The organism is Streptomyces sp. NPDC050439, assembly GCF_040655335.1.
In the GTDB taxonomy this organism is placed as follows: Bacteria; Actinomycetota; Actinomycetes; order Streptomycetales; family Streptomycetaceae; genus Streptomyces.
In genome coordinates this window covers 204,348-217,819 of the sequence record NZ_JBFAJT010000011.1, presented here as the reverse complement: position 1 = coordinate 217,819, position 13,472 = coordinate 204,348, and the positions used below count along the sequence as shown (strand labels likewise).

Sequence of the window (13,472 nt, the reverse complement as noted above, 5' to 3'; positions counted from 1 at the left end):
ACTTGCTCCTGGTGTTGTGAGTGGGCTGGGGGCGCCCCCACACGGTGAAGTAGGGGGAGTCCATGGGGCGTCGGCTGCGTCGCGTCTCTTTCCCTGCACCGTGTCCGACCGGCAGGGCTTTGTCCATCCCTCGTGGCCCTCGGGGGGCCGTCCCGAGATCAGGAGCGGGTGCCCTCGTCGCCCACGAGCGTGCCGATCTTCTCACCCTTGACGGCACGCGCGATATTGCCGGTGGAGAGCAACTCGAAGACCAGGATGGGCAGCTTGTTGTCGCGGCACAGCGTGATCGCGGTCATGTCGGCGACCTTGAGGTCGCGGGTGATGACCTCGCCATAACCGAGCGCGTCGTACTTCACCGCGTCCGGGTTGGTCTTGGGGTCGGAGTCGTAGACCCCGTCGACACCGTTCTTGCCCATGAGCAGGGCCTCGGCGTCGATCTCCAGGGCGCGCTGCGCCGCGGTCGTGTCGGTGGAGAAGTACGGCATGCCCATGCCGGCACCGAAGATGACCACACGGCCCTTCTCCAGGTGCCGCACGGCGCGCAGCGGGATGTACGGCTCCGCGACCTGGCCCATCGTGATGGCGGTCTGCACGCGGCACTCGATGCCTTCCTTCTCCAGGAAGTCCTGGAGGGCGAGGCAGTTCATGACCGTGCCGAGCATGCCCATGTAGTCCGAGCGGGCACGGTCCATGCCGCGCTGCTGGAGCTCAGCGCCACGGAAGAAGTTGCCGCCGCCGATGACGGCCGCGATCTGGGCTCCGTCCCGGACGACCGCGGCGATCTCCTTGGCGATCGCGTGCACCACGTCGGGGTCGACGCCAAGGCCGCCCCCGCCGGCGAATGCCTCACCGGAGAGCTTCAGCAGGAAACGACCGGGGACTTTATCGTCGCCGCTGTTTGTGTCGGCCTTGGTGGTCATGGAGTTCTCGCTTCTTTTTGCTCGGCGCACATACGAAGAAGGCCACTGCCGGTGGGGTGTCGTTCGCATCCCATGCTCGGCAATGGCCTCCTCGTCAGATCCTGCGGTCGTACGTCGCGTACGCGTGGGTACGCGGGCGACCGCTGTCGACCCTAGCGGGGTCTACCGTCGATCGCGGTACGGACTCAGATGCCGACCTTGATGCGCGAGAAGCGCTTCAGGGTGACACCGGCCTCGTCCAGAACCTTCTGGACGGACTTCTTGTTGTCGAGCGCGTACGGCTGACCGAGGAGGGTGGCCTCCTTGAAGAAGCCGTTGACGCGACCCTCGACGATCTTGGGCAGCGCGGCCTCGGGCTTGCCCTCGGCGCGGGTGGTCTCCTCGGCGACGCGGCGCTCGGACTCGACGACCTCGGCCGGGACGTCCTCGCGGGAGAGGTACTTCGGCGCGAAGGCGGCGATGTGCTGCGCGATGCCCTTGGCGAGGTCGGCGTCGGCCTTGTCCAGCTCGACCAGAACACCGATCTGCGGGGGCAGGTCGGGCATGGTGCGGTGCATGTACGCGGTCACGAAGGTGCCCGAGAACTGCGCGAAGCGGTCCAGGACGATCTTCTCGCCGAGGTTGGCGTTGGCCTCGTCGACGTACGCCTGGACGGTCTTGCCGGACTCGATCTCGGACGCGAGAAGCGCCTCGAGGTCGGCCGGGGACGTCTTGGCGATGTGCGCGGCCAGCGAGTTCGCGACGGCCTGGAACTTCTCGCCCTTGGCGACGAAGTCCGTCTCGCACTTCAGCTCGACGATCACGCCGGAGGTGTTGTCGTCGGCGATGAGGGAGACCACGGCGCCGTTCTCGGCGGAGCGGCCCTCGCGCTTGGCGACGCCCTTCTGGCCCTTGATGCGCAGGGCCTCGACGGCCTTGTCGACGCTGCCGTCGGCCTCGTCGAGCGCCTTCTTGCAGTCCATCATGCCGGCGCCCGTGAGCTCACGGAGCTTCTTGACGTCAGCGGCGGTGTAGTTCGCCATGATCCTGAAATTCTCTTTCGGAGGTCTGAAAGATCTACGGGTGAACGGCGGGGGCCTGTGGGCCCCCGCCGTCAACTACCGAACCTGTGAAGGTCAGGCCTGCTCGGTCTCCGCGGCGGGGGCCTCGGCGGCGGCAACCTCGGCGGGGGCCTCGGCCTGCTCGGCGTCGGCGGCCTTCTCCGTCTCGGCGGACTTCTGAACCTCGGCCTCGTCGGCCTTGGCCTCGTCAGCCTTGGGCTCGTCGGCCTTCTTCTCGCCCTCGAGCAGGTCGCGCTCCCACTCGGCGAGCGGCTCGCCGGCGGCCTTCTCGCCCGGCTTCTGGTCGCCCGTGGCGACGCCGGAACGGGCGATGAGGCCCTCGGCGACGGCGTCGGCGATCACGCGGGTGAGCAGCGTGACGGAGCGGATCGCGTCGTCGTTGCCCGGGATCTTGTAGTCGACCTCGTCGGGGTCACAGTTGGTGTCGAGGATGGCGACGACCGGGATGTTGAGCTTCCGGGCCTCGCCGACCGCGATGTGCTCCTTCTTGGTGTCCACGATCCAGACGGCGCTGGGCACCTTGGACATCTCGCGGATACCGCCGAGGGTCTTCTCCAGCTTGGCCTTCTCGCGGGAGAGGACGAGCAGCTCCTTCTTGGTGAGGCCGGACGCGGCCACATCCTCGAAGTCGATCTGCTCGAGCTCCTTCAGGCGCTGCAGGCGCTTGTAGACGGTCGAGAAGTTGGTGAGCATGCCGCCCAGCCAGCGCTGGTTCACGTAGGGCATGCCGACGCGGGTCGCCTGCTCGGCGATGGCCTCCTGCGCCTGCTTCTTCGTGCCGACGAACATGACCGTGCCGCCGTGGGCGACGGTCTCCTTGACGAACTCGTAGGCGCGGTCGATGTACGACAGCGACTGGAGCAGGTCGATGATGTAGATGCCGTTGCGCTCCGTGAAGATGAAGCGCTTCATCTTCGGGTTCCAACGACGGGTCTGGTGACCGAAGTGGACGCCGCTTTCCAGCAGCTCCCGCATCGTGACGACGGCCATGGCCGTACTCCTAGGTGTTCTCGGTTGTGCCGCGTCCGCCGGATGGCGGTCGCGCCTGACGCCCGCGATCGCGCCGTGCCACAAAGGACCGAGAGGCGCTGGCACCTGGCTTTTGATGGCCTGGTGTCGGGGCGTGCGAAGTCGACCCGGTGACCCGGATCGCCACAAGAAGTGTACGGGACCCGCGAGGCAGCGGGTGACGCCGCTGTCCACAAGCGGCTGGTCATCCACAGATCCGCGCCATGATCCCCGCGGACCGGCCCGGCGCGGGACGGTTCTGGCATGTCTCACATGCGAAGAAGACTGCGTGCGGTTCTGCGTCTGTTGCCGGGTCCGGTGTTGCTGTGCGTGGCCTTGATCACCGTGGCGGTGGTGCCCGCCGGGGCTGCCGGGGAGCCGGTGCCGAAGATCGGCCGCGCTTGGCCGGTGGGGGTGCGGCCCGCCGTCGTACGGGGCTGGGAGCCGCCGGCGACGGAGTACGGCCGGGGCCACCGGGGCGTGGACCTCGCGGCGCCGCCGGGTTCGGTGGTCCGGGCGGTGGCCGCGGGCAAGGTCTCCTTCGCGGGCCGGGTGGCGGGACGGGGAGTGATCGCCGTGGAGCTGACGGGCACGGGTGATCCACCCCTGCGCACGACGTACGAGCCGGTGCGGGCCACGGTCGAGAAGGGCGCCGAGGTGGCGGCGGGCGAGACGCTGGGGGTACTGGAGCCGCCTCGCACCCACTGCGCGGGCAGCTGTCTCCACTGGGGGCTGCTGAGGGCCGAGGCGTATCTGGACCCGCTGTCGCTGATGCCGCCGTGGCTGCTGCGACGCGGGGCCGCCCGGCTGCTGCCGGTGATCGATGTGCCGTTCCTGCGGCCGGTGTCGTTCTTGCGGCCGGTCCCGCTGTGGGCAGGCGTTCTGCGGGGCGGGGCAGGGGGACGGGACGCCCCGCTGCCGGGCGTCGACGTGCGGAGCCTCAGCCCCGCACCCCTCGCAGGGCCATGGCCACGGCCGCCTCGGTGATGGCGGTCGGGTCCTCGGCGGCGCCCAGCTCGATGCGCCGCACCGCCGCGTCCACGACACCCTGCAGGAGCATCGCAGCGAGCCGTGGCTCGGCGTGCCCCAGCTCGCACAGCGCCTCGCCGATCATGGCGACGAGCCCTCCGTGCGCGGCCCGGATCTTCTCGCGCGCACCCGCGTCCAGCTCGGCCGCGGAGATCGCGACGACGGCCCGGTGGCGGCGGTCCCCCACCAGATCGAGCTGACGCCTGACGTACGCCTCGACCTTGCCCTCGGCGGAGTCGGCGCCCTCCATCGCGGCGGAGACCTCCGCCGCCCAGACGGGGAAGTCGACCTCGCACAGCTCTTCCACGACCGCGGCCCGCGACCGGAAGTACTCGTACACGGACGACCGCGCGAGCCCCGTGCGTTCAGCGAGGGCGGGGAAGGTCAACGCCTCCGTACCGCCCTCGGACAGCAGGGACCGTGCGGCGTCCAGGAGGGCGCCGCGCTGCATCGACCGGTGCTCGGCCACAGAGGCCGCTCGAATCCTTGGCACGCCCTCCACTCTACGGACGTGACCGCGAGGACGGGAGTCGATGCACTCGGCGGAACCCCACACCGCGATCGCACGGCACATGCCGGGGGCAGGGACGATTCAGCGCGCTCAGCGGCCGAAACTCGCCAGCTTCGCCCGCAGCTGGAGCACCGACTTCGTGTGGATCTGGCTCACGCGGCTCTCCGTCACACCGAGCACGTTGCCGATCTCGGCGAGCGTCAGGCCCTCGTAGTAGTAGAGCGTCACGACGGTCTTCTCCCGCTCCGGCAGCGTGTTGATCGCGCGCGCGAGCAGCCGCCGCAGCTCGCGGTCCTCGGCGACCTCCACGGGGTTGTCGGCCGCGGTGTCCTCGAGGGTGTCCATCAGGCTCAGACGGTTGCCGCCCTCGCCGCCGACGTGCAGCAGCTCCTCGAGGGCCACCACGTTCGCCAGCGACAACTGGCTGAAAATGGCGTGCAATTCCTCGATGGCGATGCCCATCTCGTCGGCGACCTCGCCCTCCGACGGAGTACGCCGCAACTGTGCTTCGAGCGTGGCGTAGGCCCGCTCGACGTTGCGCGCCTTCTGCCGCACCGACCGGGGAATCCAGTCGAGCGCACGCAGTTCGTCGATCATCGCGCCACGGATGCGCGTGATCGCGTACGTCTCGAACTTGATGGAACGCTCGATGTCGAACTTCTCGATCGCGTCGATCAGGCCGAACACCCCGGAGGACACGAAGTCCGCCTGCTCGACATTGGGCGGAAGGCCCACGCTGACCCGGCCCGCGACATATTTCACCAGCGGCGAGTAGTGCAGGATCAACTGTTCGCGCAGTCGCCCGTCCCCCGTGTCCTTGTACGACCGCCACAGCTCGTCCAGCGACGAGGGGGCGGGGGGCCGCTCCCGCTCGCCGCTCCGGGCGGCGGGAGGAGCCGCCGCCCGATCGGACCCTGAGGTGTGCTGGGGCATTTGTTGCCTTGAGCCGTTCTGCCGTGAACCGGTGAGGTCGTGCGAGCCGATGGATTCGCCCGCGCCCGCGAGGTGGTGAGTTTGCGTGAAGTGAATGAGGTTGTCCGTCTGCTTGCCCGTGGTTGCCTGTCCGCGTCGGAATCCTTGTGAGCGTAGCGTGACTGAAGTGTCGCAGTGTGCGAACAGTAGGGGATCCCGCGTACGCAGATACGTTCCGCTGGGCGCCCCGCCGAGTACCCCTCGTCGCCGTCCGTGACGAGCTTGAAGCGTCAACTGCGGGCGCCCCCAAGGACATCGGGGGTTCATCCAGACGGCCGAACACGGTCGGTCACGAACCGCCTCCCTCCGACGAGACCGACACAATCGCCTGGCGTGTCAACTGCCAGCCCTCGCCGTGTCGTTCGACGAACCCGAGAGAGCGCAACTCGTACAACCGACCGATCGCCATGTCCACCACCGTGCCCGCCCCGAGTGCGATCTCCCGGGGCGACGCACTCCCCCGGCCGGGCACCGCCGCCAGGACGCGCGCGGCGTCCGGGGCGAGCAGATCACGCGGCACGACGGGCCCGCGCCGCTCCGGGGCCAGCTCGCCCATGTCGCCCACCAGCTCGACGACGTCCGCCGCGTCGGTCACCAGGATTCCGTCCCGCCGCAGCAGTTCGTGCACCCCCGCCGAGAGACCGCTCGTCGCGGGGCCAGGAACCCCCATCGCGAACCGTCCGAGCTCCTGAGCACTGCGCGCCGTGGCGAGCGCACCGCTGCGGTAAGCGGCCTCGACGACGACACTCCCCCGGGTGAGAGCGGCGATCACGCGGTTCCGGAGGATGAACCTGCTCGGCGTGGGATGGTCCCCGGGCGGCAACTCCCCCACCAGCAGCCCCTGTTCCGCGATCCTCCTCAGCAACTCGGCGTGACCGCGCGGATAGGCCTGATCGACCCCGCACGCGAGCACCGCGACCGTCGCCCCGCCGGCCCCCAGCGCTCCCCGATGCGCGGCGCCGTCCACCCCATAGGCGCCGCCCGACACGACCACCCACCCCCGCTCGGCCAGCCCCGCGCCCAGACCGGCCGCCATGTGCGCCCCGTACTCCGTGCAGGCCCGCGCGCCGACCACGGCCACCGACCGCAGCGCCCATATCCGCAGGCTGGGCTGCCCCCGCACCCATAGCCCCACGGGCCGGGCGTCCCCGAGGTCGTCCAGCTGTGCGGGCCACTCCGCCTCCCCCGGACACACGAAGCGCACCCCCGCGTCCCGCGCCACCGCCAGGTCACGCCCGGGCCTCGCCCGCACGGCCCGCGCCCGCAGCCCTTCCCACCTCGCCGGAGTCACCCCGGCCAGCCGCTCCTCCCCCGCGACCAGCCGCCGCACCACTTCCGCGGCCCCGGTCTCGCGCAACCACCGCCCGCCCACCGCATCCCCCGGTTCGAGAATGCGGGTCAGGGCGACCCTCGCCAGCCGCTCCTCCGCCGGGCTGCCGCCCTGGTCCGAGGTCATGTCAGAGCCCCGATCGCCATCGGTACTCCCCGCGAGATCCCCGTACGCAACTGCAGTGCCAGGGCGACGTCCTGGACCCCGGGACGGTCCCGTCCTGCGAGGTCCGCCACGGTCCAGGCGACCCGCAGGACGCGGTCGAGCCCCCGGGCAGTCAGGAAGCCACGCTCCAGGTCGAGTTCGGCGGCGTCCAGGGCGCCCGGCTCCGCGGGCCATCGCGTGCGCAGCGCGTGCCCCGGGACCTCGCTGTTCGTGCGCCAGCCGGTGCCGGTCAGCCTGGCCGCCGCCCGCTCCCGGGCGGCCCGCACCCGGTCGGCGACGGTCTGCGTGGAGTCCCCCGGAGTGCCGTGCCCGGCCAGCTCGGAGCGCGTGACGGGCTCCACCTCGACCTTCAGGTCGACCCGGTCGAGCAGCGGTCCCGACAGCCGCGCCTGATAGCGGCGGATGACGGACGCCGGGCACTCGCAGCCGTCACCCAGCAGGGTGTGCCGGCCGCAGGGGCAGGGGTTGGCGGCGAGCACCATCAGGAACTTCGCGGGCAGCCGCACCACTCCCGCGCTGCGAGCGATCACCACGTGCCCGGACTCCAGGGGCTGGCGCAAGGAGTCCAGGGTCTGGCCGCTGAACTCCGGCGCCTCGTCCAGAAAAAGCACCCCACGGTGAGCCAACGAGACCGCCCCCGGCCGCGCGATTCCCTTGCCGCCGCCCACCAGCGACTGCATCGTCGCGGAGTGATGCGGCGCGCAGTACGGCGCGGTGTCCACCAATGGCTTGCCCGGTGGCAGCATGCCCGCCACGGAGTGGACGGCCGTCACCTCCAGGGACTCCTCCCGGGTCAGCCGGGGCAGGATCGCCGGCAGCCGCTCCGCGAGCATCGTCTTTCCCGCGCCCGGCGGGCCCTGCAGAAAGAGGTGGTGTCCGCCCGTCGCCGCCACCTCGACGGCGGTCCTGGCCGAGGTCTGGCCGACGACATCGGCGAGGTCGAGGGCGAGGGCGTCGTCCAGGCCGCCGCTGAGCCCCGTGCCCACACCGGTCCCGGGCACGCAGAGCCCCGCGAGCATCGGGTCCGGGCGCCCCGGCTCGTCGGGCTCCTCCTCCGGCACCGGCTCGTCGGTCAGCACCGCGATCAGTTGCCGCAGGCTGCGCACGCCCAGGATCGAGACCCCCGGCACCAGCGCGGCCTCCGCCGCCGTGCACTCCGGGACGACGACCTGCTCATAGCCCGCATCGGCCGCCGCGAGGACCGCGGGCAGCACTCCCCTGACCGGCCGCACCCGCCCGTCGAGCCCCAGCTCGCCGATCATCACGATGTCGGTGAGGGTCCGCGGATCGATGCGCTCCGCCGCGCCGAGCACCGCGCAGGCGATCGCCAGATCGAAGCCGCTGCCGCCCTTGGGCACCGACGCCGGACTGAGGCCCACCGTGAGCTTCTTCTGGGGCCACTCCGCTCCGGAGTTGACCACCGCGGCCCTGACCCGGTCCTTGCTCTCCGTCAGGCTCTTGTCCGGGAGCCCGACCAGCGTGAACGCCGCGACGCCCGGCTCCAGATCGGCCTGCACCTCGACGACCACGCCCTCGACGCCCACCAGCGCCACGGAACACGTACGCGCGAATCCCATCAGGCCACCCCCCGCGCGTGCTCCACGACAGGGGCCCCGCGGCGTGGGATCAGGACGCCGACGAGATCGATCCGGACTCCGCCCGGCGGTGGGCCGCCACGCTCGTCGATCCAGCGCTCGGCGAGACGGCGCAACCGCTCCGCCTTGGCCTGGCCCACGGCGGCCATCGGGTGCTGGTAGATCCCCGAGCCGACCAGGGCGGCCCTGCGTGTCTTGACCTCACAGACGACCAGCGCTTCGCCGTCCATGGCCACGATGTCGATCTCGCCGGTCCTGCCACCGCGCCAGTTGCGCTCCAGAACCGTCATCCCGGCTTCGCCCAGCCGCCGCGCGGCCAGATCTTCGCCGTACCGCCCGAGTGCCCCACGTGCGTTCATGTCGGAACCACCTCCGACACCCACACTGGGGCCCGGCCCCGAGCGCTGTGGATCTTGGTGGACGACTCATCCGTTGTGGATAACTCGCTCACCCGTGGCGGTGAAAGGTGAACCGAGCGGTGAACCGCGCGGTGAACTCAGCCGCCCGGCAGCTCGAGGTCGCTCTTGTTGAGCTCCTCGATATTCACGTCCTTGAACGTGAGGACGCGCACCTGCTTCACGAACCGGGCGGGCCTGTACATGTCCCACACCCAGGCGTCCGCCATGGACACCTCGAAGAAAACCTCACCCTGGACCGAGTGCACCTGCATCTCGTAGTCGTTGGTGAGGTAGAAGCGCCGTTCGGTCTCGATCACATATTTGAACAGACCGACGACATCGCGGTACTCCCGGTAGAGCTTCAGCTCCATCTCGGTCTCGTACTTCTCGAGGTCCTCGGCGCTCATGGCATGTTCCCCTTCAGCCGTGCGTCCCCCTATTGTGCGTCAGCCCCTGGAGCCTCTACACGATTTCCGTGTCGAGCGTCTCGGGCCGGCTCGGAGGACCCTCGTCGAGCAGCCTGCGAAGCAACTCGGCGAGCCTGGTCGGATACACCGTCTCATGTGCCTCGGTCAGTTCCTGGCACGTCCACCATCGCGCTCCCGCGACACTCCGCCGTTCCAGCTCCGTCAGCCCCGCGGCCCGCGTGTACGTCTGCGACGTACGCGCCAAGAAGTACCGCTCGTCCTGGTCCCAGCGCCGTCCGGCGAAGGGGAAGGAGCAGAGCCGCTGCCACAGGGCGGGGCCGAGCTCGACCTCGGTGATGCCCGTCTCTTCCATCAGTTCACGCAGCGCGGCCTGTTCATGCGTCTCGTCGCCCTCCAGACCGCCGCCCGGCGTGAACCACCAGTCGTCCGACGCGTCCTCCGGCTCATGGCCGTGCAACAGGAGGATGCGGTCCTGCGGGTCGAGCAGCACCACCCGCGCGACCCTGCGCAGCGCCCCCGATTGCGGCTCCTCAGCCGACATGGGCGCTCTCCCCCGAGCGGTCGCGGCTCCGCGGACGCTCGCGCCCGCGCCGCAGCCGCTTGGCCACCGGGCCGTACGCCGCGCCGCCCAGGACGAGAACGGCGCCGGCCACCACCGCCCACACCATGAGCCGCACGGGCCCGGGGTCGGAGATGCCTCCCGGCATGCCGGCGAAGCCCTCGGGGCGTTCCAGCGTCCCGAACCGCTCCGACGGCCAGGCCACCGCGTCGACCCGCCCCTCCACCGCACCGCGCGGCACGGAGCCGCGGTTGGAGTCGCCCAGGTGCACGCTGGAGTCCAGGGAGCCGCTGCGCTCGTCACCGAGCAGGAAAAGGTTGCCCTTGGGGACCGTGGTGGCCGGGATTCCGGTGGCCGCGGCACCCGTACCCTCCGGCAGATACGGTTCTGCGACGGGCTTGCCGTTGACCATCAGCTTGCCGTCCGTGCAGCAGGAGATGCGGTCCCCGCCGACGCCGACGACGCGCTTGACCATCGGCAGGTCGCCCCAGCTCGCCTGCCGGAACACGACGACGTCACCGCGGCGCACCTCGCTGCCGTCGATCCGCTCGGCCAGGACCCGGTCGCCCGCGCCGATCGTCGGCGTCATCGACCCGGTGGGAACGGTGTAGGGCTGATACAGGACGGCGCCCCAGACGAAGCCTCCCAGGAAGAGCACACAGCCGAGGGCCACGGCCAGTCCCGACAGCACGCTGCCGAGCCGTCCGCGGCCCTCGTCCGTACGTTGTGTCCTGCTCATCCCAGTGCTCCCCCATTTCGGAGACGACCCCGCGCCCCTACGAACAGGAGCGCGGAAGATCGGCGATCTGGGACGGCACCCTACCCGGCGGTACCTCCGCCAGAAACCCTCGCGGCCTGCGCGGCAGCCACCGTCAGCCGACGCCGGCGCCAGAGCACGACCGGCACCGCACCCGCGAGCCCGAGGGCCGCCGGCGCCGCGCTCATGGCGGCGTTGATGCCCTGCTGGTCGAAGGTGTCCGGCTTGGGCAGCGTCGCCCAGCGGGTGGGCGGCCAGGCGATCACGATGGCGCGGCCCACGACGTTGTCCACGGGGACGGCGCCGCCGCCGGGCTGGTTCTGGTGGTAGCGGGAGTCCAGCGAGTTCTGCCGGTGGTCGCCCATGACCCAGATCTTGCCCGCGGGGACGGTGAGCTTGAACTGGCCGCCCTGGTCGTCGACGGTGCACGGGGTGTTGCCCTCGAAGACGTACGGCTCGTTCAGCGCCTTGCCGTTGACCTTCACCGGGCCCGTGCCCTTGCACTCCACCGTGTCGCCGCCGACCGCGATGACGCGCTTGATCAGGTCCTTCTCGTCGGCGGACGGCATCAGGCCGACCCAGCCGAGGACCCGCTGGAGCGCGTTCGGGTCGGGCGTCGGCTCACCGTCCAGCCAGTGACCGGGGTCCCGGAAGACGACGACCTCGCCGCGCTCGGGCTCCGAGCCGAACCACGGGGTCAGCTTGTCGACCAGGACGCGGTCGCCCTTCTGGAGCGTGTTCTGCATCGAGTCCGAGGGAATCGAGAACGCCTGCACCAGGAAAGTCTTGATCACCAGGGCCAGGATCAGCGCGATGCCGATGAGGAGGGGAAGCTCCTTCCAGAAGGAGCGGGGCTTCTTCGCCTCCTTGGCCTGCTTGCCGTCCGGCTCACCGGGCGCGGGACCGGCCCCCGCGGTGTCACTCCCGGGGCTCACGCCGTCCGCCGCGGCCTCCGGCTCGTCTGAACGTCCCGGCTGTTCCTCGGGCCCACCGTGTCCGGACCGTGCGCCGACCGCCACATCCCCCACATCCACTCCTCAGTCCGTGCCGCTGCCCGCTCCTGATGCGATGCAGGCCCACCACTCCCATAACGAGCGGGAGTTCCGCAGGGGTCGGGAGTCCGGTCAATCCGTGTCGATCGCCTGGGGCCACCCTATGCGACGGGCCAAGGGCGGTGTCCGACCCCGCACGCGCGTCGGGCACCGACGCGTACGTGTCGGGCTCCTCCAGTTTGCGCCAGTGGTCGAAGGGCCAGGCGATGACGAGCGCGCGGCCCACCACGCTGTCCTCGGAGACCGTGCCGCTGAACTTCTCGGTGCGGTGGAAGCGGGAGTCGGCCGAGTCGGAGCGGTGGTCACCCATGACGAAGAGCCGCCCCTCAGGGACCTTCACCTCGAACTCGAACGACGACGGCTCGTCCCCGGGATTGATGTAGGGCTCGGTGAGGGGGACTCCGTTGACCGTGAGCTTCTTGTTCTTGTCACAGCACTTCACGGTGTCGCCGCCGGTGCCCACGACGCGCTTGATCAGGTCGCGTTCGTTGTCGGAGGGAAGCAGTCCGATGAAGGCGAGGCCTTCCTTGACCTGCTTGACGCCTACGGGGTCGTCCTTCTTCTTGGTCTGCTCGTCCTTGAGCCAGTTGCCGGGGTCCTCGAAGACGACGACGTCGCCTCGCTTCGGCTTGGCACCGAACCACGGGGTGAGCTTGTCGACGAGCACGCGGTCGCCGATCTTGATCGTCTGCTCCATCGAGCCCGAGGGGATCACGAAGGCCTGCACCAGGAAGGTCTTCAGGACCAGGGCTATGAGGAGCGCCACGCCTATGAGGAGAGGTATCTCCTTGATCGCCGAGCGCTGCCTGCGCCGCTTGACCTTCCGCGCGAGCTTGCGCCGCTCGGCCCTGCCGGGCAGTACGGGACCGGTGGTGGGCCGGGAGCCGGTGGGCAGCCGGGTGTCGGCTCGGTGACTGGCGGCACGTGTACGCCCGCGGTTACCCATGCGCGCCGCCTGGTGCCGGCACGCGCGCGTAGCTGTCGGGACGCTCCAGGGAGGTCCAGTGTCCGATGGGCCAGGCGATCCAGTCGGCCCTGCCGATCACGGAGTCGACGGGGATCATGCCGCCGCCCGGCTGGCCCAGGTGGTCGCGGGAGTCACTGGAGTCACTGCGGTGGTCACCGAGGAGGAACAGGCTGCCTTCGGGGACGACCGCGACGAAGCGCGCCTTCGAGGGGGCGTCCCCCGGGTACAGGTACGGCTCGTCGACGGGTTCGCCGTTCACCTTGATCCTCCCCCGCTTGTCGCAGCAGACCACCCGGTCTCCCCCTACCCCTGCGACCCGCTTGATGTAGTCGGCATCTCCGAAGTAGCCGCTGCCGTCGAAGACGACCGCGTCACCTCGCTGCGGCTCGGAACCGAAACGGTACGCCAACTTGTTGACGAGTACCCGGTCTCCGACCCGGAACGCGGGCTCCATGGAGCCGCTGGGGATCTGGAAGGGCTGCATCACGAAGGTGCTGACGAGCAGCAGGGACACCATGCAGAACAGCAGGGTCAGGGTGACTCTGCCGCCGGGCACCCAGGACACGAGCGACACAAAAGCGGAGCGCGACCGGTCCTCCGTCCCCTCGGACTCACCCGCGCGCTCGGCGCTCGGGGAGTCAGGGGGTGGGGAGGAGCGGTCGCGCTCCGTGTGCTGTGCTTCGGTGTCCATCGGGGCCAGATGCTATCCGGCTCCGCTGT

At 70.3% G+C, this 13,472-nt stretch carries 15 protein-coding genes; 1 reads left to right on the top strand and 14 read right to left on the bottom strand.

The annotated features are described in order from the left end of the window. Window positions 1–158 precede the first annotated feature (158 nt). The 3 genes from pyrH to rpsB all read right to left on the bottom strand — a co-directional run bounded on the left by pyrH (window position 159) and on the right by rpsB (window position 2,971). Complete coding sequence (gene pyrH / locus AB0I66_RS37580) at window positions 159–920, bottom strand: UMP kinase (RefSeq protein ID WP_363212546.1); 762 nt, start codon at window positions 918–920, stop codon at window positions 159–161. A gap of 185 nt (window positions 921–1,105) precedes the next feature. Further along, a complete protein-coding gene (gene tsf / locus AB0I66_RS37575) occupies window positions 1,106–1,942 on the bottom strand; it encodes a translation elongation factor Ts (protein ID WP_363212545.1) in 837 nt (278 codons plus the stop codon). A 93-nt stretch (window positions 1,943–2,035) separates the two neighbouring features. Further along, window positions 2,036–2,971: a 30S ribosomal protein S2 gene (gene rpsB / locus AB0I66_RS37570; protein WP_363212544.1), complete on the bottom strand. Its 936-nt coding sequence runs from the start codon at window positions 2,969–2,971 to the stop codon at window positions 2,036–2,038. A 282-nt stretch (window positions 2,972–3,253) separates the two neighbouring features. Here rpsB and AB0I66_RS37565 point away from each other — a divergent pair, with 282 nt between their 5' ends. Then, entirely contained in the window at window positions 3,254–3,976 is a 723-nt protein-coding gene (locus tag AB0I66_RS37565) for a M23 family metallopeptidase (RefSeq protein ID WP_363212543.1), read from the top strand. On the opposite strand, the gene AB0I66_RS37560 is transcribed toward AB0I66_RS37565, so the two are convergent. The 11 genes from AB0I66_RS37560 to lepB (AB0I66_RS37510) form a co-directional block, all read right to left on the bottom strand. Continuing rightward, window positions 3,930–4,487, bottom strand: a complete 558-nt coding sequence (locus AB0I66_RS37560) for a helix-turn-helix domain-containing protein (protein WP_363212670.1) — start codon at window positions 4,485–4,487, stop codon at window positions 3,930–3,932. The two genes, AB0I66_RS37565 and AB0I66_RS37560, sit on opposite strands and share 47 nt — an antisense overlap. Window positions 4,488–4,619: 132 nt before the next feature. Continuing rightward, window positions 4,620–5,462: an RNA polymerase sigma factor WhiG gene (gene whiG, locus AB0I66_RS37555; protein ID WP_363212542.1), complete on the bottom strand. Its 843-nt coding sequence runs from the start codon at window positions 5,460–5,462 to the stop codon at window positions 4,620–4,622. 328 nt (window positions 5,463–5,790) lie between these two features. Continuing rightward, window positions 5,791–6,957 carry a DNA-processing protein DprA gene (gene dprA / locus AB0I66_RS37550; RefSeq protein WP_363212541.1) on the bottom strand — a complete coding sequence of 389 codons (1,167 nt, stop codon included), beginning with the start codon at window positions 6,955–6,957 and terminating at the stop codon, window positions 5,791–5,793. Continuing rightward, complete coding sequence (locus tag AB0I66_RS37545) at window positions 6,954–8,573, bottom strand: YifB family Mg chelatase-like AAA ATPase (RefSeq protein WP_363212540.1); 1,620 nt, start codon at window positions 8,571–8,573, stop codon at window positions 6,954–6,956. Before AB0I66_RS37545 ends, dprA begins: the two co-directional genes overlap by 4 nt. After that, entirely contained in the window at window positions 8,573–8,950 is a 378-nt protein-coding gene (locus AB0I66_RS37540; RefSeq protein WP_363212539.1) for a YraN family protein, read from the bottom strand. Before AB0I66_RS37540 ends, AB0I66_RS37545 begins: the two co-directional genes overlap by 1 nt. Window positions 8,951–9,087: 137 nt before the next feature. Then, window positions 9,088–9,396, bottom strand: a complete 309-nt coding sequence (locus tag AB0I66_RS37535) for a DUF2469 domain-containing protein (RefSeq protein WP_003965949.1) — start codon at window positions 9,394–9,396, stop codon at window positions 9,088–9,090. Between the two features lie 55 nt (window positions 9,397–9,451). Continuing rightward, window positions 9,452–9,958 (bottom strand): NUDIX hydrolase, encoded by a 507-nt coding sequence (locus AB0I66_RS37530; RefSeq protein ID WP_363212538.1) that lies wholly within the window; start codon window positions 9,956–9,958, stop codon window positions 9,452–9,454. Next, the gene (gene lepB, locus AB0I66_RS37525; RefSeq protein ID WP_363212537.1) at window positions 9,948–10,715 is read right to left on the bottom strand and encodes a signal peptidase I; all 768 of its coding nucleotides are present in this window, start codon (window positions 10,713–10,715) and stop codon (window positions 9,948–9,950) included. The genes AB0I66_RS37530 and lepB (AB0I66_RS37525) overlap by 11 nt, the downstream gene beginning before the upstream one ends. Before the next feature lie 80 nt (window positions 10,716–10,795). After that, window positions 10,796–11,761: a signal peptidase I gene (lepB, locus tag AB0I66_RS37520; protein ID WP_363212536.1), complete on the bottom strand. Its 966-nt coding sequence runs from the start codon at window positions 11,759–11,761 to the stop codon at window positions 10,796–10,798. Further along, window positions 11,652–12,731: a signal peptidase I gene (gene lepB, locus AB0I66_RS37515; protein WP_363212535.1), complete on the bottom strand. Its 1,080-nt coding sequence runs from the start codon at window positions 12,729–12,731 to the stop codon at window positions 11,652–11,654. The genes lepB (AB0I66_RS37520) and lepB (AB0I66_RS37515) overlap by 110 nt, the downstream gene beginning before the upstream one ends. Next, window positions 12,724–13,443: a signal peptidase I gene (gene lepB, locus AB0I66_RS37510; RefSeq protein WP_363212534.1), complete on the bottom strand. Its 720-nt coding sequence runs from the start codon at window positions 13,441–13,443 to the stop codon at window positions 12,724–12,726. Before lepB (AB0I66_RS37510) ends, lepB (AB0I66_RS37515) begins: the two co-directional genes overlap by 8 nt. Between the last annotated feature and the right edge of the window lie 29 nt (window positions 13,444–13,472).

Bases quoted from the DNA above. Each gene is read 5' to 3' on its own strand.
- tsf (WP_363212545.1), bottom strand. From the start codon at position 1,942: ATGGCGAACTACACCGCCGCTGACGTCAAGAAGCTCCGTGAGCTCACG.
- lepB (WP_363212535.1), bottom strand. From the start codon at position 12,731: ATGGGTAACCGCGGGCGTACACGTGCCGCCAGTCACCGAGCCGACACC.
- AB0I66_RS37565 (WP_363212543.1), top strand. From the start codon at position 3,254: ATGTCTCACATGCGAAGAAGACTGCGTGCGGTTCTGCGTCTGTTGCCG.
- whiG (WP_363212542.1), bottom strand. From the start codon at position 5,462: ATGCCCCAGCACACCTCAGGGTCCGATCGGGCGGCGGCTCCTCCCGCC.
- AB0I66_RS37545 (WP_363212540.1), bottom strand. From the start codon at position 8,573: ATGGGATTCGCGCGTACGTGTTCCGTGGCGCTGGTGGGCGTCGAGGGC.
- AB0I66_RS37540 (WP_363212539.1), bottom strand. From the start codon at position 8,950: ATGAACGCACGTGGGGCACTCGGGCGGTACGGCGAAGATCTGGCCGCG.
- AB0I66_RS37530 (WP_363212538.1), bottom strand. From the start codon at position 9,958: ATGTCGGCTGAGGAGCCGCAATCGGGGGCGCTGCGCAGGGTCGCGCGG.
- lepB (WP_363212534.1), bottom strand. From the start codon at position 13,443: ATGGACACCGAAGCACAGCACACGGAGCGCGACCGCTCCTCCCCACCC.
- rpsB (WP_363212544.1), bottom strand. From the start codon at position 2,971: ATGGCCGTCGTCACGATGCGGGAGCTGCTGGAAAGCGGCGTCCACTTC.
- dprA (WP_363212541.1), bottom strand. From the start codon at position 6,957: ATGACCTCGGACCAGGGCGGCAGCCCGGCGGAGGAGCGGCTGGCGAGG.
- lepB (WP_363212537.1), bottom strand. From the start codon at position 10,715: ATGAGCAGGACACAACGTACGGACGAGGGCCGCGGACGGCTCGGCAGC.
- AB0I66_RS37535 (WP_003965949.1), bottom strand. From the start codon at position 9,396: ATGAGCGCCGAGGACCTCGAGAAGTACGAGACCGAGATGGAGCTGAAG.
- pyrH (WP_363212546.1), bottom strand. From the start codon at position 920: ATGACCACCAAGGCCGACACAAACAGCGGCGACGATAAAGTCCCCGGT.